This is a genomic window from Chryseobacterium gregarium DSM 19109, from assembly GCF_000430845.1.
GTDB classification, from domain to species: domain Bacteria; phylum Bacteroidota; class Bacteroidia; order Flavobacteriales; family Weeksellaceae; genus Chryseobacterium; species Chryseobacterium gregarium.
Genome location: NZ_AUMU01000029.1, coordinates 1 through 16450, shown reverse-complemented (window position 1 = coordinate 16450; position 16450 = coordinate 1). Strand labels below are relative to the sequence as shown.

General features: G+C 39.4%; 12 protein-coding genes. 9 read left to right on the top strand and 3 right to left on the bottom strand.

Annotated features, from left to right (window positions below; genetic code table 11):
• Positions 1–140: 140 nt before the first annotated feature.
• The 7 genes from H561_RS0119755 (at position 141) to H561_RS0119720 (ending at position 7935) form a co-directional block, all read left to right on the top strand.
• The gene (locus H561_RS0119755) at positions 141–782 is read left to right on the top strand and encodes a DUF6266 family protein (RefSeq protein ID WP_027388549.1); all 642 of its coding nucleotides are present in this window, start codon (positions 141–143) and stop codon (positions 780–782) included.
• 246 nt (positions 783–1028) lie between these two features.
• On the top strand, positions 1029–2480 hold the full coding sequence (locus H561_RS22950) for a DKNYY domain-containing protein (RefSeq protein ID WP_051349469.1): 1452 nt from the start codon (positions 1029–1031) through the stop codon (positions 2478–2480).
• 236 nt (positions 2481–2716) lie between these two features.
• Positions 2717–3277 carry an NADPH-dependent FMN reductase gene (locus tag H561_RS0119740; RefSeq protein ID WP_027388547.1) on the top strand — a complete coding sequence of 187 codons (561 nt, stop codon included), beginning with the start codon at positions 2717–2719 and terminating at the stop codon, positions 3275–3277.
• Positions 3278–3759: 482 nt separating this feature from the next.
• Complete coding sequence (locus H561_RS0119735) at positions 3760–4104, top strand: nucleotide pyrophosphohydrolase (RefSeq protein ID WP_228372313.1); 345 nt, start codon at positions 3760–3762, stop codon at positions 4102–4104.
• Positions 4105–4122: 18 nt separating this feature from the next.
• Positions 4123–6294 (top strand): DNA/RNA helicase domain-containing protein, encoded by a 2172-nt coding sequence (locus H561_RS0119730; RefSeq protein ID WP_034762905.1) that lies wholly within the window; start codon positions 4123–4125, stop codon positions 6292–6294.
• A 17-nt stretch (positions 6295–6311) separates the two neighbouring features.
• Positions 6312–7454 carry a PDDEXK-like family protein gene (locus H561_RS23495; RefSeq protein WP_051349468.1) on the top strand — a complete coding sequence of 381 codons (1143 nt, stop codon included), beginning with the start codon at positions 6312–6314 and terminating at the stop codon, positions 7452–7454.
• A 103-nt stretch (positions 7455–7557) separates the two neighbouring features.
• Positions 7558–7935 (top strand): AAA family ATPase, encoded by a 378-nt coding sequence (locus H561_RS0119720; protein ID WP_316929432.1) that lies wholly within the window; start codon positions 7558–7560, stop codon positions 7933–7935.
• Between the two features lie 173 nt (positions 7936–8108).
• Here the strand turns inward: H561_RS0119720 and H561_RS0119710 are convergent, their stop codons facing one another.
• The 3 genes from H561_RS0119710 to H561_RS0119695 form a co-directional block, all read right to left on the bottom strand.
• Positions 8109–8453 carry a hypothetical protein gene (locus tag H561_RS0119710; protein ID WP_155845865.1) on the bottom strand — a complete coding sequence of 115 codons (345 nt, stop codon included), beginning with the start codon at positions 8451–8453 and terminating at the stop codon, positions 8109–8111.
• Between the two features lie 658 nt (positions 8454–9111).
• The gene (locus H561_RS0119700; protein WP_027388541.1) at positions 9112–12282 is read right to left on the bottom strand and encodes a metallophosphoesterase; all 3171 of its coding nucleotides are present in this window, start codon (positions 12280–12282) and stop codon (positions 9112–9114) included.
• A 157-nt stretch (positions 12283–12439) separates the two neighbouring features.
• Complete coding sequence (locus tag H561_RS0119695; RefSeq protein ID WP_027388540.1) at positions 12440–12874, bottom strand: helix-turn-helix domain-containing protein; 435 nt, start codon at positions 12872–12874, stop codon at positions 12440–12442.
• A gap of 143 nt (positions 12875–13017) precedes the next feature.
• On the opposite strand from H561_RS0119695, the gene H561_RS0119690 reads away from it, so the two are divergent.
• Positions 13018–13890 (top strand): RNA polymerase sigma factor, encoded by an 873-nt coding sequence (locus H561_RS0119690; protein ID WP_228372312.1) that lies wholly within the window; start codon positions 13018–13020, stop codon positions 13888–13890.
• Between the two features lies 1 nt (position 13891).
• Entirely contained in the window at positions 13892–14986 is a 1095-nt protein-coding gene (locus H561_RS0119685) for a hypothetical protein (RefSeq protein WP_027388538.1), read from the top strand.
• Positions 14987–16450: the final 1464 nt, after the last annotated feature.

Sequence of the window (16450 nt, the reverse complement as noted above, 5' to 3'; positions counted from 1 at the left end):
CGAAGAAATGCCGGATGATACCGGTCATTGGCTGCCAAAACCTGCCAAAACCGGACACAAGCTGCCAAAACTTTCCGGGGCCATTGAAAATTGAAAAACCCGTGATACCTTCGTTCCGTTAACCCCAAAAAACCAACATTATGGCAAGAATCACAAAAGGGATCCTGGGAGGGTTCTCAGGAAAAGTAGGAACGGTAGTGGGCGCCAACTGGCGCGGACAGGACATCATCCGGAGCACGCCGAAGCGCAGCGGCCGCAAGGCCACCGGGAAGCAGCTGCTCCAGCAGGTGAAGTTCAGGCTGGTAACCGGATTTCTCCAGCCGCTGAAAACGATCCAGACGAAGTATTTCGGTTCGGCGAGCGGTTCGAAATCCAGGGTAAACCTGGCGGTCTCGTACACGATCAGCGAGGCGGTGCAGGTAACGGGCGATGTCCCGGAGCTGGTGTACAGCAAGGTGCTGATCACCAGGGGTGACCTGTCGGGCTTCCAGAACATCACGGCGGTTGCGCAGGCCGGCAATGTCATCAGGCTGGCATGGCAGGACAATTCCGTGCAGGGCAATGCTTCAGCCACAGACAAGGCGAATGCCGTCTGCTACAGCGAAGCCTCGGGCACGTTTGAAATCTTTGAATCGGTGGCGGAGAGGACAGGCTTAACGGCGGATATCACGCTGCCGGACGGGTATGACGGGCAGGAGATCCAGCTTTGGGTCTACTTCACCAACACCGAAGAGACCTCGGCGTCCAACAGTTCGTACCTCGGCGCATTGGTTCTGGTATAGCCGCACAGGCTGACTGAATTCTGATCTCCATCACGGCAGGGATGGGGATTTTTTCTTGTTGAGATTCCGGATGCCGGTGGCTTCGGCTACGCTCAGCCCCCGGGGAGAGCCGAAGCCATCGGGTAGGGTATGCGGCTGTCACCATGACACTGAAAGTACAATGCGGAATCCGGTGGCTGAACAGAACCGGATTCGCCGCATTGTTATTTTCCTTATTTTAGACAGGAATTAAAACAAACCGACCCCATGTACAAATACCGTTACCTGCTGTATGCTTTCGTTGCCTTCATGGCGCTGTCTGCCGGAACACTGGTCTATACGCTGCTGTCCGACAGCGACCCGGCCGCTGATTTTGACAGCAAAAAAAAGGAGCTGAACGGCGTGTTCTCCACCTATAACGGGAAGGTCTATGCCCTGGTGGCGGGCAACGGCTATTACGAGGTCAGGGGCGCGCGGCCGGAAACCTTCAGGGTGCTGTCCGGGGACTACAGCGATTCCCATATTGGGTATGACGGCAGGCACGTCTATGCCGGGAACCTGGTCCTGGAAGGCTTACGGCCGGACCGGACCGTTGCGCTTGGGAACCATTATTATACCGACGGCACCACCACCTGGTACTGCGGCGGCGTTACAGAATCCGACGAAGCGCCGGGCGGACTGAACTATACCGTACGGTTTATCGGGTACCGGTGGGGCCTGAATGCCAAACCGCAGAGCTACCGGTATCCCTCCGTGGAGCTTCCCAAAGGCGGAAAGTACCGGTCCCGTCTGGACCAGGACATTGCGGTGAGCAGCCGGCAGGCCTTCTACAGAGGCCTGCCGATGCCGGAAGCCGACCCCGGGCAGCTCAGGCCCCTGATGATCCGGTACCCCGAAAGAAGCGGGCGTGCCAGCGTCGATTATTTTACCGACGGAAAAAGGGTCTATTACCACAACCGGCGGCTGCCGCTGCCTTACCGCCAGGACCTGTACGAACCAGGCCTGGAAGGCGACGTGCCGTCACGGGATACCTATCTGATCGATCCCGGGAAGGGGATGGTCTATGTCAACGGGCAGCCGTTCGACCCGGATAAAGCCCCTTACCGCCTGTTAGGCGATCATATGATCCATGCCTCCCATGTTCTGTGGGTCTCCGAAGACGGCATTTACTTTTACGATACCGAAAGCGAAAAGGTCGAACGGGCCGGCGACAGCCCTTTCGGGAAGGCGAAACCGGAAGAGATCGCGCCGGACGTATTCAGGAGCGGGGATAAGATCCTTTACCTCTCGGTGTCCGAAAGCTGGGGCCGGAAGACCGGGCTCCGGAACCGCAAAACGCACCTCCGGGAACTGGACGGCATCAGGGCTTCCGAGCTCCGGAAGCTGCCCGGTGCCGCGCTCGGCTTCGGAAGCGTATGGCAGTCGGGCTCCCGGTATTTCTACTTCGATGCGCTCGGGAGCTCACAGCTGATGCGGTCAGCCATCTATGAACTCAGGGATGCCGCCGCAGCCCGGCAACTCGCGGCTTCTCCCAACCTGTCGACCGACGATGTCCGCGGCTTTCTGAAATCAGGCACCCTGGAAGAGGCGGAGGGTACCGGCCTGGCCACCGCGGTGACCGATTACCGTACGTACGGGAACCTTCCGTACTGGATCATCGGCGGTCTTTTCCTGGCCTTTATGCTGATGCTGGCCTATAAAAAACGGGGAAAGTCCTGATCCGTTAATGGCAGCCCAATAAAACAGGGGCCGCCGGCCTGTGAAAAGGGGCCGGAAGGCCTCCGTCCCGGGGTCTGCACAGCCCCTGAAAATCAAAACCGGACTCCGCATTACCTCCGCGGCAGGATACTTGTATTGGATATGTGGTATCAGGTAAAGCCGGAAAAGAGAAATATCCCTCAGGGCATTTTGCCTGATCCGCAATAAAATACACCTTTAATTTAAAATATTGCAATATGGAAAAAGTCATCGGCATTCTCGCAGGAAGCCTGCGCCAAGAATCATTTTCGAAAAAAATAGCAAAAGCCATCGTACCGATGGCCCCGCAAGGCTACCGGTTTGAAATCATCTCCCTGGACGGGCTGGAAGTCTATAACCAGGATTTCGACGACCACGACCGGGTCCCGGAATCCTACAAAGCATTCCGCGAAACCATGCAGCAGGTGGACGGCGTTATGTTCATCACCCCCGAATACAACCGTTCCGTGCCCGGTGTCCTGAAAAACGCCCTCGATATCGGTTCCCGGCCGGCCGGCCGCAGCGTGTGGGACCAAAAGCCCGCCGCCGTCTTCAGCAATTCCCCCGGCAATATCGCCGCCTTCGGGGCCAACCACCACCTGCGGCAGAGCCTCGTCTTCCTGAACATGCCGGTGATGCAGCAGCCCGAAGTCTACCTCGCCAAAGCCAACGAGCTCTTCGATGACAGCGGGGCCCTCAAAGAAGGCGAAACCCAAAAGTTTATCGAACAAGCGGTGGAGGCTTACGTCAAGTGGTTTGAAAGGAATGCGGCGAATTGAAGCATTTTTAGTAAAGATATAAATCAATCATCTTTTATAAAACAGCCCGGTAGAATACCGGGCTGTTTCTTTTGAAATAAATCGTATCCTGCCGTGATTATTTATTTACGGGTTCCCGTAACGGTGAGAATTGATTTTTAGTTATATTTGAGAAAACTTTAACCTATGAAAATTTCTTTTCCTTAATATGCTCTACTGTACAATGATATCCTATGCGCAGTTTACCCTTAAATTCATCTATGCTGAAGTGTCCGCTAGTCAAAACAAAACACAATTTATTATTTATTGTCCGGATGAATGTAGAAACGTTTTGGCATGAATTAAAAGAGTCTGCTATTAGTGACAAAATAACTATAAACTTAGCTGATCATTTTAGGTATTAAGAAATTTAAGGATTCTATGGATTCACATTAATGTGAAAGAGGTATTTTATATCTTTGGTCTGTTAATATTCAAAAAAAGTTGAAAACCGGCATTAAAATATGAATCAGTGCATTATGAAAGATATGGATACGCTTATACAGGAAATAGTAAAATTCAGGGATGAAAGGGACTGGGAACAATTTCATAATTCCAAAGATCTGGCAATTGCCTTATCATTGGAAGCATCTGAACTTTTAGAATTGTTTCTTTGGAAAGAAAATGAGGGCTTCAACCCGGACAAGCTTAAAGATGAATTAGCTGATGTGCTGATGTACGCGCTATTAATAGCTGATAAACATAAGTTGAATATAAATCAGATTATACTGGATAAGATTAAAAAAAATGCAGATAAATATCCGGTAGATAAAGCCAAAGGCAATGCAACCAAATATAACGAACTGTAGATCGAAATATACCATCCAATGAACTTTTCCATTCAACAATATCCTTTTGATGCTAATTTAGAATCTACATTACTTGAAAACCACCGTGAATTCATCAATTGGCCTCTTGTCTACTTTTTAGAAGAAGAAAAAAGCAAAGAAGCCTATGTTGGTGAAACAACTGATGTTCTGACCAGATTGAAGGCACATTCAAAATCAGAAAAAAAACAAAATTTAAGTTATGTCAATTTAATCCTGAGTGAAATATTTAATAAATCAGCCACCCTGGATGTTGAATCTAATCTTATCAGGTATATAGCTGCTGACGGTAAATATTCACTTCAAAATGGGAATCTGGGAATTTCAAATCACCAGTATTATCAGCAAAAAGAAGTGTATTGGGAATTATTCAAAGGTATCTGGAATAAGTTGCAAAGCATGGGAATCGCCAGGTATTCTCTTGATGAGATTGATAACTCAGATCTTTTTAAATATTCTCCGTACAAATCACTTTCAAAAGAACAGATCACCGGACTGAAAACAATCCTGACCTGTCTTTTGGATGAGCAGGCGAAAGTGAGTTTAATTCAGGGAGGAGCCGGTACCGGTAAATCGATATTGGCAATTTTTCTTTTTAAGCTTTTAAAAACAGATTTGAATGATTTCAATTATTCGGATTTTGATGAGCAGGATGAAGAGCTTTTTGATCTGCTGAAAAATGTGAAAGCTAAATATGGAGACTTAAATATGGCTTTGGTGATCCCTATGGCTTCGTTCAGAAAAACCATCTCCAATGTCTTTAAAAATATTAAAGGATTATCCCATAAAATGGTGATCGGGCCTTCAGAAATAACCAAGCAGAAGTATGATCTGCTCATTGTGGATGAAGGGCACCGTCTCAGAAGAAGAGTTAACCTGGGATCTTATTTCGGAACTTTTGATAAAAACAGTGAGCTCTTAGGCTTAGATAAGATGACCTCCTCTGAATTGGATTGGATTCAATTGCAAAGCGAGAAGTCAATTATATTCTATGACCAGTTTCAATCGATCAAACCGTCTGACGCTACTCCGGAAAGTTTTTATGCTTTAAAACAACTGCCGAGTACACGTAATGAAAAGTTAAATACGCAATTCAGGGTAAAGGGGGGCAATCAATACGTAAAGTTGGTTCATCAGATTTTTGATAAAACAGATGTGACTGAACAAAAGCAACATAACATCGCATTTTATGATTTAAGATTATTTTATGATTTAAATGAAATGGTAGAGCAAATTCATCGGAAGGAAAAACAAAAAGAACTATCCAGAATGGTCGCAGGGTTTGCATGGGAGTGGATTTCTAAAAAAGACAAATCAAAGTTTGATATTGTCATAGGAAATGCTTCTTTGCAATGGAACAGTACTGATAAAGATTGGGTAAACTCTGACAATGCCATTAATGAAGTAGGATGTATTCATACGACACAAGGATATGACCTCAATTATACGGGCGTGATTATAGGGCCTGAACTGGATTACGATTTTGAAAACCAGGAGTTTGTTATATACAAAGACCGGTACAAAGATAAAAACGGTAAAAACTCAATAAAAGATCCGAAGGTCCTGTTGGATTATGTAATTAATATTTACAAAACCATACTGCTGAGGGGAATTGAAGGAACGTATATCTACGTCTGCAATCCAAATTTGAGGAAATATTTTGCACAGGTGATTCCATCATTTAAGAATTCCAAAGAAGAGGTGAAAAACTATACTATAGTTGATACGCCTAATGAATTTACCGTTCCCTATTACGATCTTGAAATTGCAGCAGGGAAGTTTTCCGATCTGCAATCAGTAGAAGACGTAAAATATATTGAATTAAAAAACATAACCCATCACACTGACTATTTTGTCTGCAGGGTAGTAGGTGAATCGATGAATAAAGTGATTCCGAATGGAAGCTTATGTTTGTTTAAAAAATATTCAGCAGGCAGTCGGAACGGACTGATCACCTTGGTTGAAGGAAATGATATCTTCGACAGTGAAACGGGCGCAAACTACACGATCAAAGAATACTCAAGCAAAAAGATCATTGATGAAGAAGGATGGCATCATGAAGAAATTATATTAAAACCTGTATCAACAAAATCTTTTGAACCTATTGTTTTAAGAGATGAGGAGACGATGCATTTTAAAGTGATTGGGGTGTTTGAGAAGATATTAAACTAAACCTGAAAACTAAAATTATGAATGAAATAGAAAAGCTTCTCCGAGAGGTTAATTGGATAATTAAAAACAACAAATTAGAAGTCGCTAAGAATGACGACACTTTTAATATGTTTAGAATTTGTGGAGTTAATCATTATGAAAATACACATTCTTCTATCATAGCAGAAATATTAGACCCCAATGGCAGCCATCAATTGGGTCACAAATTTTTTGAAGCTTTTATTTTGTTACTTATTAGGTTGGAATTACTGCCGCCAGAGTATACATTTGCCTATCATGATATCACTGTACACAGGGAATATGCGACTACATTTGGAAGGTTAGATATTATGATAACCAATTCAGATGGCGATGCTATCCTAATTGAAAACAAAATCTATGCGGGAGAACAAGATAAGCAGTTATTGCGTTATTATACTTTCGGAACAAACAAATTCCGTAATCGGTTTAAATTAATTTATTTAACCTTATTTGGAGATGATTCCTGTCAAGAAGGACTGAGTAAATCGGATTACTTACAGGTTTCTTATCAAGATATTATTATACAGTGGCTCGAACGATGCATTGAAATAGCAGTCAGGTCTCCCATTGTCCGTGAAACATTAATTCAATATAGCAATCATCTAAAAAATCTTACCAATCAAAATACAAATTCAACCATGGATAAAGCATTAATCGATCAATTGTCACAACCCGAAAATTTAGATGCCGTTTTTGTCATATCTGAGAATATCAGTAATGTCCAAAATGAAATTATCAATACTATTTTTTTTAAACAACTTGAAGAATTAGGAGAAGAATTAAATATCGATTTATTAAGTGAACGTGGTGATTATGTTAATACAAGCTGGGCAGGGTTTCATTTTTCAGTTCCAACATGGAAGAATTATAAGATTTTCACTGAATTCAGTGCACGAGGATTAAAAAATTTCATTATTGGCATTGCACCAAAAAATGATCAGGTTGATACTACGGCACTTGTGGAAATTAAAAATAGATTAGGTGGCGGAAATGCCAGACTTGGATATTACAAATTCCCAAAATATCAGAGTTGGAAATCTGATGCCATGAAAGCAATTATCACTGGAGAAATGAAAAGTATTTTGAAAAGGGAAATCGAAAATTTATTAGAATTGATGGTTGATGTTAAGCAAATTTAGAAAAATAAAATACTACTTTTTAAAATAAAAACTAATAACTATGGCCTCTATAAATATAAAAAAAATTGCTGTTAAAAATTATCGGTCATTTGGTTCTCAATAAGTGTTTGATTTTCCTATACAAAGTTACAGTAAACCAATGGCTATAATTGGATATAATAATGCAGGTAAAAGTAATTTACTGAATGCAATTAAATACGGTCTATATGAATCGGTAAGAGAAGAAACTTTTTCAATAAATGATTTTCACAATATAAATTGGAATAATCCTCCTGAAATAAAATTGAAATTTTCAACTGATATCGAAGATCAACATTTTATTGCTGGTAGAGATTTCATAAATGAAATAAAAGTTAATGTTGCTGAAAATAAAATTTCATCAACAATAGATGTTTGTGATTGTTATCAGACAACAACCAAATACAGTAAAAAATGGGCAATAAAACAAAAAGCTCCAATTTATTTGGGCGGAATATTATAAATCTCCTTGTTTCAGATTATATTTACAACTTCTGCACTGTCAGAATGACGGTCAATGGTAATTTTCTGAAAATCAGTATTCACCTGTAATTTTTCCCAGGGATCCATTTCCGGTTGTTTTGTACATGAAAGCAAAAAACCCAGCATGAGTACCAAATGTATTTTCATCTCTTTTTATCCTAATTTTTCCTGTATTTCCTTGAGCAACAATTGCTGCTCTGTTTCGGTAAGATCATTCTTATTTCCATCACATGAATACTGAATCTGGTGTCCCTCTTTTTTACACCATCGTATCATTTCCTTAATCCCTGCGGTACTTATGATCCCTTCGTTATCTTCAAATACGGGAGGTAATGACAGATGAACCAGTTTGGTGTAATTTTCCCATGCCAGTACCAATTTCCGATCATCCGGTTCTTGCTGCAATCCATATTTTATAAAATGGGTCTGATCAGAACAGACCGCCTTTACCTGTATGCCGTCAAATTCGATCTGGTCATATTCATCAAATACCACCACAGGTATTCCTTATTATCCACAGCAACCCTGCTTTTATTTTTACTGCTTATTGCCATACTTTATCATAAAATCTTGAATGACCTAAATGATCCTATTGATGTAACCGTTTTCTGATCTTACCATTCAACAGGATATCCCAAACATGCAGCAATGTAATAAAACAAACAGATAAAAACTGTTTTTTTTTAAAGTTGTATTCCTTTTTGATCCGGAAGAAAAACTATTGCTTGATGAAGATCTGTGTTTGCTATAATACAATGAAGAACTTCACAAGCTTCATACCTGCAACAGTAAAGCTCGAAACCTCAGAAGATAAGCTGGAAGTTGGGTGCCTGCGCTCTGCCTCCAGCCGAAAACCAATAGCAGGATAAGTAGGTAGAAATCTTAGGTATGGCTTGTTTGGACGAGGGTTCGAATCCCTCTAACTCCACTGATCACAAAAAGAGAAATGTTACATTTTCTCTTTTGTCTATATGGTTTAAAGTTCTGACGTTCGTGAGGAATTTCATTTAATAGCATAGGATTATTCATAGTACACGAACGTTTCTCTCACGCCACAGAAGGCGAAACATTACCAATTATATTCATTTTTAAAAAAGGCTCAGATTATAAATCCAAGCCCTTACTTTTCAACTTACACTTTTTAGTATAGTGTCATCTATGATCTCTTTCCATCTTTTCCTACAGTAATTAGTTTTTTCTTTCTATAATTTTGTATAATGGATCCTTTTCTATTTTTCCTATATCCTTTAGATTTAATAATTAAATCCGCTATTATGTTCAAATACAAATTATCTGTTTTTTCGTCCTTTGAGCGATAAAAAAAGTACGTAACAAGTTTAAAAAATATCATATCTTCAATAAACTTTGTTTTGACGTCCCCAATGAATTTTGAAATAATTGCATTATAATCTTTCCCCCTTATATCAGCATATAAAAATACAGAAAGAGCCTTTTCAAAATCAGAAATTGTTCCACTTGTATCAAGTATATCGTTATTTATCTTATCACGAATAACTGATGTCAGTTTTTGAGTCCCAACATTGTCAAATAAAAACATTTGATGAATTAGTGGCAAAAATTGACTCATCTCTCTAAATTTCTCGATCTTCTCTTTTGGAATATCCCTAGAATTATCTTCAGTAATAAGCTGTAAAATAGCTTTTTGCAAAATTATAAATAGAATTGATTTATTAAGAATCGTTGAATAATTATCTAATTTTAAATTTGGATTATCATCATCATGAATTTCTTCTGAATTTTTAAGTATTTTTAGTGAGAGTATTAACAATTTACTAAGATCTTTTATTTTAAATCCCACTTCTTTTTTCGCAATACCTTCTTCTGCTGGCCTAGATTCAAATTTATCATCCTCAATAACTTCTAAGTCCTCTTCAGTAGGTTTATTTTCTGGTAAAAAAGTCATTACTTTCTCTTCATGAAGTTGACTAGCGATGGAAGGCTTTTCTTCTCCTTTTTCATTATTATCAATAAAATAGCCATCATAATTACTATATCCCATTTCTTTACGATTACCATCAATCCATTCTTCAACGCCAGAGTAAACATCCTCTAAGCGGCTCACTATTAATTTTAATAAATCTGTTTCACCTCGATTTATTCCTGTAAAGTAATCTATCTCATTGACAAACTTTAAATAATTTTTTTCATCCAAAACAAATGTTTTAAATTTCGAATCTTTCTCCATTCTTTTCATTAAAAAGAATTCAAAGAAACATGTAAATCTAAACCTAATATCATTTAATTCATTTAGGAAGATACCTGATCCAAGTAAAACTTCAACTATTTTATTAGTACTGAAATCTTCAAATTTTTTGTTTTTTAAATATTTCTCAACTATCCCTACAAAATCAGAGTATGATAGGGAATAATTTAGATTATCCCTTTCCAACATTTCATATGCTATATAAGATATGATCCATATTTTATTATCATAACCAAACGTTCCTCTTAAATTTTCAACCGCATCATGCTTTTTTAAAAGTCTTTCAATAAAATTCTCAATTAATATAGAATTATTAATAGGTTTGAAATTCTCCTGTTTTTCAATAATCCATAAAAACATTGAAACCGCAAATGGTGTTTTAGGAAGATTTAATGATAAAAAAGCATTTGACAATGTTTCTAATTTTCGCGGTGTATCATATTTATCGGAGCGAGGGAACCACTTTTTAATTAATTCTTTTATCTGTTTTGTTTTAAATTGTTTAAGCGTTAAGTATTCGAAATCGAATAGTGAAACTAATTCCAAATTTAGCGGATACTCTTCCTCATAAAATTGTTGATAGGTTGCTAAAAACCTAACATTGGGATTCTCTTCTAGGAAATGTTTTAGAGCTTTTAATTTATATTCATCCTCTGGTTCAAATGTTAAATTATCAATCAACAATAGAACTTTATAGTCATTGAATATTCTTTTTGTCTCAGCAATTGATTTACTCCAAAATTCTCTTATTAATTTAGTTACATTATCTTTTAAATCTTGAAAATTTATAATTACAGGAATTTGGTGATGACTTTTATTTGTATTTAAAGTTTCAACTAAAATACGGTCTAGTAAAATTGTTTTACCTGATTCCTTTGTTCCAAAAAAAATATAATTTTTAGTACAATTTATTATTTCATCAAGGCTTCCAACAGATTTTGTTTTCTTTTCAGCATCAAACTGCTCTTTAAATATAATATTTGGCATCACAAATATTTCATTAAGTATTTTAGGAGCAGTTGTATCAGTTGCATAGGATAGCAAGTGACTATTTATCAAAGGGATAGACTCTTCATTAATTTCCTTAATTATTTTCTGTTCAAAAACAATTTTCTCAATCTCATCATCTAAAGGAATATTAGTACTCCAAACTCCGCCATCACCTATAGAAGTATTAATAACAAATTTGTCTTTTGGGTAATTTCCTTTATAAAATGTTACGCTTAAAGTTCCAGCCATTTCATCATAATCAATTATAGAGAATCCATTTTCAAATTTTCTATCAGGCTTTCTAATATTATTCACAAGCGTACCACTTGAACAGAACGAAAACATTTTCCCATCAGGATCTTGTGTATAACTCACTTTTGTACTATGGGTATGCCCAGTAAAATACATGTTAAAATCCTGTTTTAGTAGAACTTCTACAACATCTTTATCAAATTCATTAAGCCATTCAAAATGATGATGGCTTAGAGCTATTTTAATATTACAATCTTTAATATCATCTAAGGAATCAATAATTTGTTTTTCCCCAATTAAAATAACTCCTTTATCCTTATCACTGTCATAACATCTCCATGACGAATTTAAACATGCTATGCCAATTTCTGTATTATTAATATTTATTTTATAGGTAGATTGAAAATCAGTTTTATTTATGCAACAGTCAAATCCTGCATAAAAATTACCTTCGAATCTTTTAAATGCATCTATTCTTCTATTGCCTTCAGGGGCTAGTAAATATTTGTTGATTTTTGCTTCAGAATTCAATTCAACTTGTAAACCACTTTCTGTAATCTTAGTATCAGCACCCCTATTTATATCGTGATTTCCAGGCACGAAAAAAAATCGATCTTTATTTAAATTTGTAACTTGTAGTAATGGTTTTATGAACACCTCTTCGCAGTCTAAAAAGGCTTCATCTAAATCTCTGTAGTCCTTACCCCCAATATTTACAAAATCCCCTGTAAAAATGATTAAATCAATTGGTTTTATTTTATCATCCTGAAGAGTTTTTATTAGTGGTTCTACAATATGTCTAATACTATCTTGTCTATCATTTTTATCCAGATGAAAGTCAGAAATCTGAAGAATTCTCATTATAAAATTATTAGTTTTGTTAATAGCAATATAAGAACAATTATGTAAGCTTACAACATCTAAATAAAAAAATATAATAATGAAAGTCAGAAAATCTTAGCTTTAGATAATATGTGGATTATTATTACCAGAAATTATCGAAGACATCCGTTTAAAATCATCCCTTAATCACCTTCCTCACCAGCTCCTCAATCACCCTACTCTTTTCTTTCTCCGTTTCCAGCAAACGCTCATACAGCTTTTTATTCTCCTCATAAGATTCCATCAATTTGTCTATTGGATTGAAAGTAGGATAATAATTTAATGAACTTGCTATTAATGTTGAGTGATCATTACTGGTATTGTGATAAGTATTGGCAATAATATTAAAAAATGCATCCTCAGAAAAATTCTTCAGGGCTTCCACAGAGATTTCCAAGGCTTTGGCGATGGGTTCCAGTTTGGTATCTTCAAGGGCTTCGGCGTTTTCAAACAATGATATTTTCTGCTGGCTGACGCCTAAGAGTTCGGCCAGGATTTCCTGCTTCATGCCGCGCATTTCCCTGATTCTTGCGATGTTCCTCCCGATATGTTTCTGTGCTGTAGCTGCCATGGGTTAAAGATTTAAAACAAAGATATAAAATTATAAGCTATTCTGCCAGTCCGGTTTTTTACATTTCCCATTTGGTAACATACATTCGTCCGTAGTTCGGTACCCGGGTGGGTATGGCCAACTTGCTGAAAAATCCCAGCCCTATGTCACACCATATCACCATCCCTAATACGCATCCGTATAGGAAACTGACGGATAAGATGAAAAGAACAGGCGCTTTCCCCCGGAAGTTGACCGATATTCAGCTCTATGAACTGCTGAAAAAAGGCAATCCCATTTCACTAGAACATATCCATTTGCGATACAAAAGGCTTCTTTTCTGGCTTGGCAAACAAATGCTGGAGGATGATTTTGTTGTGGACACGCTTGTTCAGGATACCTTCCTCAAACTCTGGCTGCACCGCGACTCTATTGAAACGCCGAATCATATTCTTGGCTTTTTACGGTTTGTTCTGAAAAGGGACTGTATCTCGTATTTCAATACTCCAAAGAATAAATTCACCCGCTTAATCACTTCCCTTGAACGTTTTGAGAATTACCAGGATTATCTTGTGGGTTATGATCCGATGCAGGATCAGGAGCATCTTCTCAGCCAGGAATCCGATCAAAACAATTTTGATGAAGTGAATAAGGTTTTAAATGTACTTGATCCCAAAAGAAGACACCTGATCGAACTTTGCCTTGAATATGGCTTTCAGTACAAATCCATCGCAGAAGCCATGGGAAGCAGCGTGACAGGCATCAGCAACGAAGTGGGCAGGGCCATTGATGACCTTCGGAAAATCATTAAAGGAAGTTCTTTTGAACAGCTACCGGAAAAAGCTTTGGATAACGAAGAGCAGCCGGAAAAACTCAGCAACCGGCAGCTCGAGATCTTAAAAAGAAGGTTTGAACAGAAATCTTCTTTCACGGTGATTGCCCGGGAACTTCAACTGCCTGAAAAGGAAGTCCACCGGGAATTCCTGCATGCTTATCAATATGTACAGAAAGAAAACAGATGTTTAAAACCTTTTTGAAATGGAAAAATCTACCATGACCCTTACCCGGAAAATCCAGCTGCTGATCGATGTTCCATCTGATCAAAAAAATGAAATGTGGGAAAAGCTCTACCGCTACCAGAACCGGTGTTTCCGGGCGGCTAACTTCATCGTTTCCCATCTGTATGTCCAGGAAATGATCAAGGATTTCTTTTACTTCACCGAAGACATCCGATACAAGCTGGCCGATGCAGGCAAAGATGAGATGGGAATGTTTAACCGTTCGAAAACAAGCACCACCGCACGCATGGTCTTCGACCGTTTCAAAGGAGAGATCCCGACCGATATCCTGGGAAGCCTGAACAATACCATTCAATCCACCTTTTCCAAAAACAAAGCCGATTATTGGCAGGGCACAAAATCGCTGAGGAACTTTAAAAAAGACATTCCCATCCCGCTTCCGGTGAAATGCATCAGCAAAATGAGGTATGATCCTGAACAGAAAGCGTTTTGCTTCAATCTATTTGCGATTCCGGTGAAAACGTATTTAGGGAAAGACTTCTCGGATAAGCGGCTGGTCATGGAACGCCTGTTAAGGGGAGAAATAAAGCTCTGCACCTCGCAGGTCCAGCTGAAAGCCGGGAAAATCTTCTGGCTCGCCGTATTTGAATTTGAAAAGGAGAAGCATCTTTTACAACCCGAAATCATTGCCGAAGCTTCGCTGTCCCTGGAACATCCCATCGTCGCAAAAGCCAACAATGTGCGAATCAACATTGGATCAAAAGAAGAGTTTTTATACCGCAGGCTGGTAATCCAGGCAAGCCAGAAAAGGATTCAAACAGGCATTGCCTATGCCCGTTCCGGGAAAGGGGCCAAACGGAAACAAAAGGCATTGTACAGAACAGAAAATTTGGAAAGCCGATATGTAAGCCACCGCCTTCATGTGTACAGCCGGCAGCTGATCGATTTCTGCATCCGGCAGCAGGCGGGCACATTGATTCTTAAAAACCAGGAAGACAAGATCGGGATTGCCAAAGAGCAGGAATTTGTGCTTCGCAACTGGAGCTATTATGAACTGCAGGCCAAGATAAAATACAAAGCCGAAAAGGCAGGTATCGAACTGATCATCGGATAGCTGAAAAAAATAACGAGGGTGCTTGTACACCCGCAGGGTGAGGTTGTGATATGAAACACTCACTAAATACTTAACAGTATATACAACGGCGTGGGCTCTTTTTTTACTTAAAATATTGATAACTAGCGGAGTGGTCTAACAAATATAAGAAGTCAAATGAACGTTTCTATTAATTACATCAACTTCTCGATACGGTTTTTTCAAAACCTACTCGAAGTGACGGCGGTATTCATCAATCAACGGGATGGGCTTATCTGGGGCCCACTGACCATTAAACTTTTAGCGTTAAGCCCATTGAAAGAAGATGGCCACTTAAAAAAAGTTTAGTGTCCGAAGCGCGGCTACATAATTGAAATGAAAACAAACAGCGAATCCGCGCAAGTTTAAACTTTTCAGCGCCGGCTCAATGGGCAGCGTAAAAGTTTTGGGGTCCTGATCTTTTGGTTCGTTTTGCATCAAGGCAAAATGAACGTTCTATATAATTTTTCTTAAAAACTTGAACTGACAGACCGTCACTTCGAGTAACGGAGCGAAGCGGAGTGTATCGAGAAGTTTTTGATGAACGCCTGCCTGCGGTTGGGAGTTCACCAGTTCTCGATACAAAATTATTTTTCAAATAATTTTTACTCGAACTGATGGCAACGATTTATCGATCGGCAAAATTAGCTGGTGGGACCTTAACGACCATTAAACTTTCAGCGTTAAGCCCATTGAAAGAAGATGGCCACTTAAAAAAAGTTTAGTGTCTGAAGCGCGGCTACATAATTGAAATGAAAACAAACAGCGACTCCGCGCGAGTTTAAACTTTTCAGCGTTGGCTCAATGGGTAGCGTTAAGAAATCTCGAAGAGATTCGCCGATTCAAAAATAAAATATAAAATACGGAGGCAAAGTTTTGGGGTCCTGATCTTTTGGTTCGTTTTGGATCAAGCCAAAAGAACACTATTTCAGACTCAATCACCAACTTCTCGATATGGTTTTTTCAAAACCTACTCGAAGTGACGTTGGCCGTTCATCGATCAACGGAATTGATTTGTTTAGCTTCCAAATGACCATTAAACTTTTAGCGTTAAGCAAATTGAAAAGCAAAGGCCACAGAGAAACCATGTATGGTTCGGCGAAACCAATAAAAAAATTAAGCAATCATGAGCCAAAAGTTTAGTATCTGAAGCGCGGCGGCAATAGTGATCAAGAGACAAACAGCGAATCCGCGCAAGTTTTAAACTTTTCAGCGCCGGCTCAATGGGCAGCGTAAAAGTTTTGGGGTCTTGATCTTTTGGTTCGTTTTGCATCAAGGCAAAATGAACGTGTCTATTAAAAAATACCAACTTAACGATACCATTTTTCTTAAAAACCATTTGAACCGGCAAACCGTCACTTCGAGTAACGGAGCGAAGCGGAGTGTATCGAGAAGTTTTTGATTAACGCCTGCCTGCGGTTGGGAATTCACCGGTTCCCGATACAG

Coding starts and splice junctions, on each gene's coding strand:
- H561_RS0119755 (WP_027388549.1), top strand. CDS start 141: ATGGCAAGAATCACAAAAGGGATCCTGGGAGGGTTCTCAGGAAAAGTA.
- H561_RS22950 (WP_051349469.1), top strand. CDS start 1,029: ATGTACAAATACCGTTACCTGCTGTATGCTTTCGTTGCCTTCATGGCG.
- H561_RS0119740 (WP_027388547.1), top strand. CDS start 2,717: ATGGAAAAAGTCATCGGCATTCTCGCAGGAAGCCTGCGCCAAGAATCA.
- H561_RS0119735 (WP_228372313.1), top strand. CDS start 3,760: ATGAATCAGTGCATTATGAAAGATATGGATACGCTTATACAGGAAATA.
- H561_RS0119730 (WP_034762905.1), top strand. CDS start 4,123: ATGAACTTTTCCATTCAACAATATCCTTTTGATGCTAATTTAGAATCT.
- H561_RS23495 (WP_051349468.1), top strand. CDS start 6,312: ATGAATGAAATAGAAAAGCTTCTCCGAGAGGTTAATTGGATAATTAAA.
- H561_RS0119700 (WP_027388541.1), bottom strand. CDS start 12,282: ATGAGAATTCTTCAGATTTCTGACTTTCATCTGGATAAAAATGATAGA.
- H561_RS0119695 (WP_027388540.1), bottom strand. CDS start 12,874: ATGGCAGCTACAGCACAGAAACATATCGGGAGGAACATCGCAAGAATC.
- H561_RS0119690 (WP_228372312.1), top strand. CDS start 13,018: ATGTCACACCATATCACCATCCCTAATACGCATCCGTATAGGAAACTG.
- H561_RS0119685 (WP_027388538.1), top strand. CDS start 13,892: ATGGAAAAATCTACCATGACCCTTACCCGGAAAATCCAGCTGCTGATC.